This is a genomic window from Micromonospora sp. NPDC048930, from assembly GCF_043197935.1.
GTDB lineage: Bacteria > Actinomycetota > Actinomycetes > Mycobacteriales > Micromonosporaceae > Micromonospora.
This window is the reverse complement of record NZ_JBICUB010000001.1, coordinates 430594-443779: the sequence shown is the minus strand read 5'-3', so window position 1 is coordinate 443779 and position 13186 is coordinate 430594. Positions and strand designations below refer to the sequence as shown.

The 13186-nt window shown below is 71.6% G+C and carries 5 protein-coding genes; all 5 read left to right on the top strand.

All coding sequences use genetic code 11. From position 1 onward, the window contains the following. The first annotated feature begins 53 nt into the window (after nucleotides 1–53). The gene (locus tag ACGFI9_RS02190; protein ID WP_393173938.1) at nucleotides 54–3809 is read left to right on the top strand and encodes a hypothetical protein; all 3756 of its coding nucleotides are present in this window, start codon (nucleotides 54–56) and stop codon (nucleotides 3807–3809) included. Further along, entirely contained in the window at nucleotides 3806–6541 is a 2736-nt protein-coding gene (gene pglZ, locus ACGFI9_RS02185) for a BREX-2 system phosphatase PglZ (RefSeq protein ID WP_393173936.1), read from the top strand. The genes ACGFI9_RS02190 and pglZ overlap by 4 nt, the downstream gene beginning before the upstream one ends. Then, nucleotides 6538–7851, top strand: a complete 1314-nt coding sequence (gene brxD, locus ACGFI9_RS02180) for a BREX system ATP-binding protein BrxD (protein WP_393173934.1) — start codon at nucleotides 6538–6540, stop codon at nucleotides 7849–7851. Before pglZ ends, brxD begins: the two co-directional genes overlap by 4 nt. A 9-nt stretch (nucleotides 7852–7860) precedes the next feature. After that, nucleotides 7861–9984: a DEAD/DEAH box helicase gene (locus tag ACGFI9_RS02175; RefSeq protein ID WP_393173932.1), complete on the top strand. Its 2124-nt coding sequence runs from the start codon at nucleotides 7861–7863 to the stop codon at nucleotides 9982–9984. 170 nt (nucleotides 9985–10154) lie between these two features. After that, nucleotides 10155–13061 carry a M36 family metallopeptidase gene (locus ACGFI9_RS02170; protein ID WP_393173930.1) on the top strand — a complete coding sequence of 969 codons (2907 nt, stop codon included), beginning with the start codon at nucleotides 10155–10157 and terminating at the stop codon, nucleotides 13059–13061. Nucleotides 13062–13186: the final 125 nt, after the last annotated feature.

The following is a 13186-nucleotide window of genomic DNA, read 5'->3' as shown; positions in this document are numbered from 1 at the left end:
CACCACCGGGTGGCGGCTCATGACTCCGCGGTGTTACCGATACGGTAAGGACCATGTCTTCGCCCGCCCCTGCGCCGCTGCTCCGGGAGTTCATCGACATCCCGGAGCGCACGAGCACGAGCGACTTCGTGCTCAAGCTCGCCGACAGTGTCGCCGACGCCGACGCCACCCTCCGCGACTACGTCGTCACGGAGCGGTTGCTGGCGAACTTCGACGAGGCGCTCGGGCTGATCCGCTCCGCGGTCGAGGGGCACGCCTCGAAGGCCGCCTACCTGCACGGCTCCTTCGGCTCGGGTAAGTCGCACTTCATGGCGGTACTGCACGCGCTGCTGCGCGGCGAGCCGGCGGCGCGCGGGCGGGACGAGCTGGCGCCGCTGGTCGCCAAGCACAGCGTCTGGCTGGACGGGCGGAAGTTCCTGCTCATCCCGTACCACCTGCTCGACGCCCGCTCGCTTGAGCAGCGGGTGCTCGGCGGCTACGTCGACCGGGTGCGGGCGCTGCACCCGGAGGCGCCGATCCCGGCGGTGCACCGCACCGACGCGCTGCTGGAGCAGGCCGCCTCGTTGCGGGAGAAGATCGGCGACGCCCAGTTCATCGCCGGGCTCCCCGGCGGCGACGTCGAGGACGAGTGGGGCGAGACCGAGGCGTTCTGGACACCGGAGCGGCTGGACCAGGCGTTCGCTGGCGCGTACAGCGACGAGCTGCGGCGCAAGCTCGTCAACGACCTGCTGACCAGCTGGAACAAGGGCTTCTTCAGCAACGCCCGGGAGGACGCCGAGGCGTTCATCTCGCTCGACCGGGGCCTGACCGAGATCAGCCGGCACGCGAAGGAACTCGGCTACCACGGCCTGATTCTCTTCCTCGACGAGCTGATCCTCTGGCTGGCCAACTCCATCGGCGACCAGCAGTTCGTCTCCCGCGAGATCCAGAAGATCACCAATTTCGTCGAGGGTGGCGACACCCGCCGGCCGATCCCCGTGATCAGCTTCATCGCCCGCCAGCGTGACCTGCGGGAGCTGGTCGGCGAGGAGGTCGTCGGCGCGAACGAGCTGAGCTACCAGGACACCCTCAACCTGGCCAGCGGTCGGTTCGACGTGATCAAGCTGGAGGACCGCAACCTCCCGGAGATCGCCCGCCGCCGTCTGCTCAAGCCCCTCAACCCCGAGGCCGGCGAGGCGATCTCGCGCGCCTTCGAGAGCACCACGAAGGTACGCCGGGAGGTGTTCGACACCCTGCTCGGCACCGACTCCGGCAGCGGCGCCGACATCGACGCGTTCCGCTCGACGTACCCCTTCAGCCCGGCCTTCATCTCCACGCTGGTGCACGTCTCCAGCGCTCTGCAGCGCTCCCGCACAGCCCTCAAGCTGATGCGGCAGCTCCTCGTCGACCGGCGGGAGACCCTGCGCCTGGGGCAGCTCGTCCCGCTCGGCGATCTCTACGACGTGATCAGCAGCGGCGGTGACCAGCCCTTCACCGAAAAGCTGAAGGCCGAGTTCGAGATGGCCCAGAAGCTGTACGACCTGAAGCTGCGGCCGCACCTGCTCGGCCAGCACGGGCTCGCCGAGGAGGACCTCGACGCGGCCCGCCGTGGCGGCCAGCTGAGCCCGGAGGTCGCGGGCCGGATCCGGGCCTTCACCGGCGACGACCGCCTGATCAAGACGCTGCTGCTCGCCGCCCTGGCGCCCAGCGTGCCGGCGCTGCGGAACCTCACCGGCCGGCGGCTCTCCGCGCTCAACCACGGCAGCATCACGAGCCCGATTCCGGGTGGTGAGGTTGCCCAGGTCAACCGCAAGCTCGCCGACTGGGCCGGCCAGTTCCCCGAGATCCGCATCGGGGAAGGCGACGATCCGGTGGTGTCGCTGGAGCTGGTCGGCGTCGACGTCGACAGCGTGCTCGCCACCGCGAAGCACTACGACAACGAGGGTGCGCGCAAACACATCGTCCAGCGTCTGCTCTGGCAGCAGCTCGGCGTGCCGTGGAGCGACTCGTTCTTCGCCGAGGCCCCGCTGAGCTGGCGCGGCAGCCGCCGCGTCATCGAGCTGGTGTACGGGAATGTCCGCGACCCGAACGACATCCGGGACGAGGCGTTCCATCCCGACGACCCGGATGGCTGGCGGTTGATCGTCGACTACCCGTTCGACGACGGCAGCCACGGGCCGGCCGACGACCGGCAGCGCGTCCAGGACCTGCTCACCCGGACCAACGCCCGTACCGTCTGCTGGATCCCGGCCGCCCTCACCGTGGAACGCCGCAACGAGCTGGGCAAGCTCGTCATCATCGACAAGCTGCTCGAGGGGCAGCGCTTCGACAGCCACGCCGAGCACCTCAACCCCGACGACCGGCGACGCGCGCAGGCCGCGCTCACCAACCAGCGCAGCGCGCTGCTGGCGAAGATGCAGGGCGTGCTGCGCCAGGCCTACGGGCTGGCGCAGAAGCAGCCCACCGACGTGCAGCTCGGCTTCGACGACCACCTCCAGTCACTGACCCGAGCGCTGGAGCCGAAGCTCCCGATGGGGGCCACCTTCAACGACGCGCTGCGCAGCATCGGTGACCAGATGCTGAGCCAGCAGTACCCGGCCCACCCGGACTTCGACCCGGACCGCAAGGGCGACCCGGTTCGACTCCAGGAGGTCAAGACCGTCTTCGGGTACGTCCAGCAGGCGGTCGAGTCGCCGGAGGGCCGGGTCGAGGTGGAACGGGCCCACCGGCAGATCATGCGACGGATCGCGAACCCGCTGAAACTCGGCACGATGCACGAGGCTGCGTTCGTCATCGAGGGGGAGTGGGCGCAGCACTTCCAGCAGAAGGCGGCCAGCGAGGGCATCACCGGCGAGCTGCGGGTCGCCGACCTGCTGCGGTGGATCGACGAGCCGAAGCCGCGCGGCCTCGACCCGATCGTCGCCCAGCTCGTGGTGGCGACCTTCGCCGAGCAGACCGACCGGGCGTTCTACCTGCACGGCAGCCCGGTCACGCCGGCCCCCGAGATCGGCAAGCTCACGGCCGACCACACGCTGCGCGAGGAGAGCCTGCCCAGCGAGGAGGACTGGGAGAAGGCGCGGGCACGGGCCGCGTCCATCTTCGGAGTTCACCAGCTCGGTCTGCGCCGTGGCCGACTGGTAGCCCTTTTCAGCCGGGACCTGAAGACGGCGGCGGCCCGGTACAAGGATGTTGCGCACACGCTGCTGAGCCGGCTCGAAGATCGGGCAGCGTGGCTTCAGCTCAGCCAGGAGACCGGACGGTTGCCCACAGCTCGTGCGGCGGCTGATCTTCTCGACGCGCTGGCGAATGCCGGTTCGGCGAAAGAGACGGTCGAACGGCTCGCGCATGCCGAACTGACTGGTCCGGCGGATCGGATGGGCAAGAGCATCAGCAGCGCGGGCGAGGTGTCGAGCGCGTTGGCTGCCGCGCCCTGGGACAACTTCGAGATCGTCGCCGGTCTGGCGGAACCCCACGCCGCCAGGGCGGCGGCGATCCTGGACGCGGTTCGTCGTGCCGCTCAGGCGGACGAGCTGACGGCTCCGCTCGCTCCGGCCCTTCGTCGCGCGCAGAGCGATGCGACTGCGCTGCTTCGGGTGGTTGCTGGCGGTGGCTCGGGTGGCGGGTCCGGCGGTGGTGCCGGTGAGGGCTCTCGCAGCGGCGGCGGATCGTACGGTGGCTCCGGCTCCCGTTCCGGCGGTGACGACACGACGGCGGGAGGCACCCGACAGGTGCGGGCCAGTGGACTGGACGAAGCCCTGGCAGACCTTCGCAAGTTCGCGGAAGCGCACGGCGACGCCACCATCGAGGTGAGCTGGAGAATCGTGCAGTGACGGAGGTAGCAACTGCTACGCAGGCGCTGCGGATCAGCCCGGCGGCCCTGGCTCAGAAGGTGGCGCAGCAGCTCGACCGGCACCGCAACGGTGAGGCGTACCCGGTCATGGTGGTCCGTGCGGAGCCGGCGTGGCCGCACGACCCGGTGTTGCCGTTGCCCGGCGGGCGCCAGGTCCGCGTCGTACCGTGCGTCTCGCCGCTCGCCGTATGGGACCACCTCGTCGCCGACCGTGGGGACGAGGTGCTGGTGCTGCTCACCGACATCCCCGAGTCCCGCCTCGGGCCTGGGGTACGCAGCCGGATCTTCCGGCAACAGGTGATCACCGTCGAGCCATGGGATCTTGTCGTCGGTGCATTTGGTGCGCAGGTGTCGGACATCGCCCTGGAGCGGGAGCGGTGGGCCGGGCAGGCGCTGCTCGACGCCATGCCGCCCGGCGGTTGGCCCCGGCTCACCACCAAGGTGCTCAGCCGGGACGTCGCCCTCCGTCACCTCGCCGCTGTCCGGCTCGGCTTGACCCGCCGGGGGAACGATCCGGACGACCTGGACGTGCCGACTCTGCTGCGATGGAGCGTCGAACCGGCTTCCGTCGAGGCATTCACCCTCCTCGGGCAGGACGAGCGGGACGGCCTCGCCCGCTGGCTGGTCGAGCAGTTCGGTCGGCCGGCCCGGGCGCTGTTCGCCCTCGTCGACGTCGGGCGCGGCACGGATGCGCTGCCGTTGGGCCTGCTGTGCGACGCGCTCTGGGCCATCGACACCCCCGACGCCGTACGGGCCCAGGGGCGCGTCGACCAGTACTTCGGCGGCCTGAACGACGACGCCACCGTACGGGGGCTCGCGACCGCCGCCGTTCAGGTGATCGGCGCGATGGTGAGCGACCGGGACGCGGGCGTCCGGCGGCAGGGGCGGGCCGTCCTGGACCGGGCCGAGCAGCTGCTGATCCAGTTCAACGCGGCCGACAGCGCCGGTCACAGTCGTGTCCTGCGTACGGGTTTCACCCGCCGGATCGGCGAGGCGGCTGCTGCGCTTGTCGCCGGTCTGGCAAACCCCAGCGACCCGGCTCTGGACGCGGCGGTCGACCGGCTTGCCGGACACCTGCTGGCCGAGGAGGAGGCGGACCGGGTACGGCGGGTGCGGATGGCCCAGCGGGTCGTCCGGTGGCTCGGTACCACGGTCGAGCCGCCCGCCAGCGTCGCCGACGGAGTGCAACGGCAGATGGCCGAGTGGGGCTGGGTCGATCTGGCGCTCAGCCATGTCTGGGCCGGCGAGGACGTCCAGCCCGAGCTGCAGCACGCCTTCCGTGAGGTTTACGAGCGGGCGCAGCAGCGGCGCCGGGAGCTCGACGGCGCCTTCGCGAACCGGCTCGCGGCCTGGGCCACCGCCGGACCGGGTAACGACGGTGGTCTCCTCACGGTCGAGAACCTGTTGCCCCGGGTCGTGGACCCGCTGCTCCAGGAAAACCGGCCGGTGCTGCTGGTCGTGCTCGACGGCATGAGCGCGGCAGTCGCCGTCGATCTGGCCGACGAGCTGTCCCAGCACTGGGTGGAGTACGACCCGTTGGCCGGTGGCGGCACCGCCCGACGCCGCGGAATTGCGGCGGCGTTGCCCACCCTAACGGCTGTCTCCCGGACCTCGCTCTTCGCCGGTGCCCTGCGCGCCGGCACCCAAGCCACGGAGAAGCAGATCTTCGAGAAGGGACGGTGGGGCGGCGACGCCCGGATCTTCCACAAGGGGCCGGCTCGGGGCGGCGCCGGTGAGGTGCTTGCCGGCGAACTCACCGACGCGATGGCGAGCGGGGCACGCCTGGTCGCCGTAGTGATCAACACCGTCGATGACTCGCTGGCCCACGGCAGGGAAGGTGACGAGGCCGGCTGGCAGCTGAGCGATCTCGGCTTCCTGCGTAGCCTGCTGGACCTCGCCCGGTCGTCGGGGCGGGCCGTCATCATCACCAGTGACCACGGTCATGTTCTCGAGCGGGGCGGAGAGCTGGTCAAGGCCAGCGATGCCGCCTCCGCCCGGCACCGGACCGGTCCCGGCCCGGCGGGTCCGGGCGAGGTCGAGCTCAGCGGCCCCCGCGTCGTGGCCGAGGAGAACCGGATCATCGCGCTCTGGGACCCGCTGCGGCGCTACCGTCCCACGAAGGCCGGCTACCACGGGGGAGCGTCGCTCGCCGAGGTGACCATCCCGCTGCTGGCCTACCTGCTGCCCAACGCCGCTGACGTGCCAGACGGCTGGGCACCGGTGGAGGTGCGCCGACCCCGGTGGTGGCAGGCGGCCGAGCCGGTGGCCGACGCCGCGCCTGCGCCGGTCCCCACCCCGAAGCCTCGGCGTAAGGCACCGGTCGTCGCGGGCGAGACGGCGCTGTTCGACGTACCAGAGGTGACGTCGGCTCCCGTCGCGGCGCCGGCGGCCGGCGATGATCTGGTGAAGGCGCTGCTTGCCTCCGACATCTTCAAGGCGCAGCACAGTTTGACCCCGCGCAAGCTGGATCTCGGCAAGGTGGAGGCGGCACTGCAGGCGCTCGTCGACGCCAAAGGGGTGCTTTCGCTCGCCGTGTTGGCCCAGCAGGCCGGCGAATTGCCCGCGCGGGCGGGTGGCTTCGTCGCGACCCTGCAGCGGATCTTCAACGTCGACAACTACCCGGTGCTGTCCTTGATCGATGACGGACGCACCGTCCGGCTCGACGTGTCGCTGCTGCGGACCCAGTTCGGCCTGCGGCAGGGTGCCGCGTGAGCGCGGTCAGTCCGGCGCGGCGCCGCGAGGTCGTCGATGCCCTGCGGCGCGGTGCCGTGCCGTCGGCCGGGCTGGACCTCCTCGCCGTCGGGCTGGATCGGTTCGTGACCTCGATCGGCGAGGATCTGGAGAGGGTCGCTGCCGGCGGCTCGGTGTTCAAGGCGATCCGTGGCGAGTACGGCTCCGGCAAGACGTTCTTCACTCGCTGGATCGCCGAACGGGCCAAGCGGGCCAACCTCGCCACTGCGGAGGTGCAGATCTCGGAGAACGAGACACCGCTGCACAGGCTGGAGACCGTCTACCGGCGGCTGACCGAGCGCCTGACCACCGCCACGTTCCCGCCGAGCGCGCTGCGGCCGGTGGTCGACAGCTGGTTCTACGCGCTTGAGGAAGACGTCCTCGCCGCCGGGGAGGTGCCGCCCGACGACGCCGAGGCGCTCGACCGGGCTGTGGGAGTCCTGCTCGAGCAGCGGCTTGCCACTGTCAGCCGCAGCGCGCCTGCCTTCGCGGCCGCCCTTCGCGGTTACCGGATCGCGAGTCTCGCGGGCGAGGCGGCCACGGCGGACGCCGTGCTCGCCTGGCTCGGCGGTCAGCCGCACGTCGCAGCGTCCGCCCGCCGCGTCGCCGGTGTGCGAGGCGATCTCGACCACTTCGCGGCGCTCAGCTTCCTGCAGGGGTTGCTTGCGGTGCTGCGTGACAGCGGTCATCCCGGACTGCTGCTGGTGTTGGACGAGGTGGAGACGCTGCAGCGAGTCCGGTCGGACGCCCGGGACAAGGCGTTGAACGCGCTGCGTCAGTTGATTGATGAGGTGCACTCCGGCCGGTTCCCGGGCCTGTACCTCGTCATCACCGGCACCCCGGCCTTCTACGAGGGCCCTCAGGGCGTCCAGCGGCTCGCGCCGCTCGCGCAGCGGCTCGCGGTCGACTTCACCACGGATCCGCGCTTCGACAACCCGCGTGCGGTGCAGGTCCGGCTGCCCGGCTTCACCGTCGACTCGTTGGTCGAGCTGGGCGGCCGGGTGCGGGACCTGTACGCGGACGGGTCGGCGGCGCCCGAGCGGGTGAAGGCTCTGGTCGACGACGCGTACCTGGGGGAGTTGGCCCGGGCCGTCGCCGGTGGTCTGGGCGGCAAGGTGGGGGTGGCGCCGCGGCTGTTCCTCAAGAAGCTGGTGGGGGATGTGCTCGACCGGGTGGACCAGTTCGCCGAGTTCGACCCGCGGCAGCACTACGCGCTGACCTTGTCCGCCACCGAGATGACCGACGTGGAGCGCAACGCGACCAGGGCAGACGAGATTGCCTTGGACCTGTAGGAGAGTCAGATGCTGACGGGCGCCGAGCTGTTGCATCCAGTCGTCCTGCACCATGTGGTGAACTCGCTGCAGTGGCCGGGACTCCGGCCGCTGCAACTGGCGGCGGTGCGGCCGCTCCTCGACGGGGAGGACGCCCTGCTCCTCGCGCCCACCGCCGGCGGCAAGACGGAGGCGGCCATGTTTCCGTTGCTGTCGCGGATGGCGCACGAGAACTGGTCCGGCACCTCCGTGCTCTACGTCTGCCCGCTCAAGGCCCTGCTGAACAATCTCCTGCCTCGGCTGGAGACCTACACCGGCTGGCTGGGAAGACGGGCGGCCCTCTGGCACGGCGACGTGACGATGGGCCGGCGCCGGAAGATCCTCCGTGAGCGGCCGGACGTCCTGCTGACGACACCCGAATCCCTGGAGTCGATGCTGGTCAGCAGCGCCGTCGACCACGACGAGTTCTTCCGTGGCGTGCGGGCGGTCGTCGTGGACGAGGTGCACGCCTTCGCCGGCGACGACCGGGGCTGGCACCTCCTGGCCGTGCTGGAACGGCTCAGCCGGGTCGCCGGTCAGCCGATCCAGCGGGTCGGGCTCTCCGCGACCGTCGGTAATCCCGATGCGCTGTTGGCCTGGCTTCAGGGATCTGGTCGCGAGCGACGGCCCGCCCGCGTCGTCGCGCCCGAGGTGGCGTCGGCCTCGGCCGTTACTGCCTCTCGACCGGCTGGCGAGGTCGAGTTGGACTATGTGGGCTCGGTGCACAATGCGGCGAAGGTGATCGCCGCACTGCACCGAGGTGAGAAGCGCCTCGTGTTCTGCGAATCCCGGGCACTGGTCGAGGAGCTTGGTCAACGGCTCCGGGCGCTCGACGTCACGACCTTCCTGTCGCACGCTTCGCTGTCGATGGAGGAACGGCGCCGCGCGGAGGAGGCGTTCGCGCAGGAACGCGACTGCGTCATCGTCGCCACCAGCACTCTCGAACTCGGTATCGACGTCGGAGATCTCGATCGGGTGATCCAACTCGACGCTCCGCGCAGCGTCGCGGCCTTCCTGCAGCGGATCGGCCGGACCGGCCGCCGTCCCGGCTCATCCCGGAACTGTCTCTTTCTCGCACTGGATGGTGACGGACTCCTTCAGGCGGCCGGACTGCTTCACCTCTGGGCTCAGGGCTGGGTGGAGGAGGTCCTGCCGCCGCCGGAGCCCCGGCACATCGTCGCCCAGCAGATGCTCGCGCTCTCGCTGCAACAGCACCGGCTGGGAGACCAGCTCTGGCGGCACGAGTGGAACAACTTGCCGCCCTTCGACAGGTCCGCCGAGGTCATCGTGCGTCACCTCGTGGACCAGGGTTACCTCGACTCGGACTCCGGCATGCTCTTCATCGGCCCGGAAGCGGAGGCGCGCTTCGGCCGACGGCACTTCATGGACATGTTGGCGGTGTTCACCGCGCCGCCCCAGTTCACCGTGCTGTCCGGTCGTACCGAGATCGGTCGTACCGACCCGGCGCTGCTGACCGCGAAGGTGCAGGGGCCGCGGCTGCTGTTGCTCGGCGGACGCAGTTGGCGGGTCACCTACATCGACTGGAAGCGCCACCGGTGCTTCGTGGAGCCGGTGGAGAGCGGGGGCAAGGCGCTCTGGATGACCGGCGGCGTGCCGCAGGGGCGGTCGTACCGGATGCTCCGGGCCATGCGGGACGTGCTGCTCGGTGCTGACCCGCCGGTCGCGCTCACCGCCCGCGCCACCAACCGCATGGCAGGTCTGCGCGAGGAATTCGCTTCGCTGGTGCACCCGGGCGGGACGCTGGTGGTCCGGGAGAGTGACGGCGAGGTGCGCTGGTGGACCTGGGCCGGGTTCCGCGCGAACGCCACCTTGATCTCCACGTTCAGCGAGTTGGCCGATCCGACCCAGCGGTACGACGACGCCTCGATCCGCCTTCGGCCCGACCTGAGCCGCGAGATGCTCCGGGCCGGGCTCGCTGACGCGGCTGGTCGGATGTGCCTGCCGGATGTCAACGACAAGGCCCTGGATGGCCTCAAGTTCAGCGCCGCGCTGCCGCATCGGCTCGCCGTCGCGACCCTGGCCTCCCGACTTGCCGACCTGCCGGCGGCGGAGGCGGTGCTCGCCGAGTCGGTACGGCTCACGTACCTGGCATAGCGTCGCGAATATCCGGCGCGCCAGCTGTCGTCGCCAGGGCGCGAGCCATCGACGCAACGTCATTTATGGATGTTCGGATGGTGCCGAGCACCACTGTGGCCTGGTCGGATGGCGGGAACGGACAACGCCGTTCGACGACAGGAGGGACCGTGCGCACACCATCCCGTGCGTTGACGGGGACCACCGCGCTGCTACTCGCGGCCGCGCTGGTCCTGACCGCAGGAGCTGGCGGCCAGGCGGCACCCCGGGACGAGAACCCCACCCAGGCGGCGCCCGCGCACCTGCCGGGCGACATCCACGACAGCAAGACTAGGGACAACCGGCACGGGCGGATCGCCCCCACCGGTCGGCAGCGGGACCGCGCCGCCGCGCTCGGCGCCCGCGTCCGCTGGACCGACTTCGGCACCCCCGCCGCGCTGACCTCGACCGGCCGGCCGCTGGCCGGCGGCCTGCCCACCGACCCGGCCGCCGCGGCGCGGGCGTACGTGGCCGCCAACCGGGACCTGCTCGGGTTGACCGCCGATGGTGCCGCCGCCCTGGAGCAGTTGACCGTCGCGCCGATGGGCGAGGGCGCGACCGTGCTGTTCCGGCAGCGCTTCGGTGGCCTGCCGGCCGCGGTGGACGGCGTCCTCGCGGTCGGCGTACGCGACGGCGCGGTCTGGCACGTCAGCTCGTCCCTGGCCCGGGACGGCGGCACCCCGGCGCCGGCCACGGTCACCGCCGAGCAGGCGCGGCGGGCCGCGGCGGCCGACGCCGGCCTGACCGACCCGGTGGTCCTGCGTACCTCGCTGGTCGCGGTGCCGACCGCCGACCGGGGGCCGCGGGCCGCGTACGAGGTGGTCCTCGGCGCGGACGTCGCCGGCGACCCGGCGGCCTACGCCAGCTACGTGGACGCCCGGGACGGCACCGTGCTGGTCCGCGAGGACCTGGTCGACCACGACTCCGACAACCCGTCCTGGGAGGTCTTCCCGAACTCGCCGTTGGTGGACAAGTCCTCCACCGACACCCGGGTGCGCTGGTGCGCCACGCCGGCCGCCGGCTGCGCCGAGGTGGTCGGCGTGCCCGGCTCGCCGGCCTGGGACGTGGACCCGGTCACCGGGGCGTCCACCGCCACGACGAACGGCAACAACGCGATCGCCGTGCAGAACTGGTTCAGCAACGACTCGCGCAGCGTGGGCACCGAGACCGCCACGCCGCGTCCCGACCGGAATTACGCGTACCCGTGGACGAACCAGTGGTACGAGCAGAAGTGCAGCCCGGACACCTTCACCTCGCCGCAGGCCAACGACATCGATGCGGCCCGGGCGAACCTGTTCGCGATGCACAATCGGATGCACGACTGGTCGTACCACCTGGGCTTCACCGAGGCGACCTGGAACCTGCAGCGGGACAACCTCGGCCGCGGTGGGCTCGGGAACGACGCCGAGCAGGGCAACGCCCAGGCCGGCGGGGTCAGCGGCGGCCCGCCGAACTTCGCCGCCCGGGACAACGCCAACCAGATCACCCCGCCGGACGGCGTCGCCCCGACCACCAACATGTACCTGTGGCAGCCGATCGCCGGCTCCTTCTACGCGCCCTGCGTCGACGGTGACTTCGACATGTCGGTCATCGCCCACGAGTACGGCCACGCGATCAGCAACCGCATGATCGCCGGCCCGAACGCCGGGGTCAGCTCCCCGCAGGGGATGAGCGAGAGCTGGTCGGACCAGCTCGCCATGGAGTACCTCTACGAGCACGGGTACGCGGCGCCGGGCCGGCGCGGCTTCACCATCGGCGAGTACACCACCGGCGACCCGGACGCGGGCATCCGCAACTACAACATGAGCGACAGCCCGCTCAACTACAGCGCGATCGACTACGACTTCGTCGGCCTCCAGGTGCACGCCTCCGGTGAGGTGTGGAGCGCCACCAACGCCGACATCCGGGCCGCCATGATGCGCCGCTACGGCGCGGGCGACGCGGCCCTGCAGAAGTCCTGCGCCGCGGGGACCACGCCGGTGACCGCCTGCCCGGGCAACCGGCGCTGGATCCAGCTGGTCTTCGACTCGTTCCTGCTGACGGCGGTCAGCCAGGTCAGCATGGTCGACGCCCGGGACGCGATGCTCGCCGCCGACCGGCTCCGGTTCGACGGGGCCAACCAGGACCTGCTCTGGAACGCCTTCGCCGCTCGCGGCCTGGGCGAGAGCGCGGCCAGCGCCGGCAACGCCGACGTCAACCCGACGCCGAGCTTCGCCTCCCCGTACGCGGACGAGGCGACGGTGACCTTCCGGCCGGTCGACGACGGCGTGGCCGTGCCGGGGGCGCAGCTGTTCGTGGGCCGCTACCAGGCCCGGGCCGTGCCGGTGGCCGACAGCGATCCGGCCACCCCGCTCACCGACCAGGTCCGCCTGGTCCCCGGCACGTACGAGTTCGTGGTCCGCGCCCCGGGCCACGGGCACGTCCGGGTCGGCCCGGTCACCGTCACGGCCGGCCAGGTCCGCGACCTGCCGGTCCAGGTACGCCCCAACCTCGCCTCCACCGCCGCCGGCGCGACGGTCAGCGGGGACGGGATCAACCTGGCCCGGATCGCCGACGACGACGAGGCCACCAACTGGGCCTCGGTGGGCAGCCCGGTCGCCGGCCGGCAGGTCACCGTCGACCTGGCCGGCGGCGCCCAGCAGGTCCGCCGGGTGCAGGTCAGCGCGATGCTCCGGCCGCCGGTCACCGGCGACCCGGACGCCGGGACGCAGAGCCGGTTCTCCGCGCTGCGCCAGTTCCGGGTCCTCGCCTGCGCGGCGACGGACGGGGTGGACTGCACCGACCCGGCGAACTTCCGGCTGGTCTACACCAGCCCGGCGGACGCCTTCCCGTCGGTGGCGCCCCGGCCCCGGGCGCCGGAGCTGATCATCCGGTCCTTCGACATCCCCCGTACGAAGGCGACCCACCTGCGGGTCGAGGTGGTCACCAACCAGTGCACCGGCGCGCCCGACTACGCCGGTGAGCAGGACGCCGACCCGCGCGCGGCGACGGACTGCGCCACCGCCAGCCGGCAGGCGAACAACGTACGGATCGCCGAGTTCCAGGCGTTCGCCCAGTAGCCGACCGGGGTGGGGGGGGGGGGGGCCCCCCCCGCCCCCCCCCCCCCCCCCCGCCCGCGCCGCCGCGAGAAAGAAAAATTGGCGGGGGGGGGGGGGGGGCCCCCGCCCGGCCGGTACCCCCACCG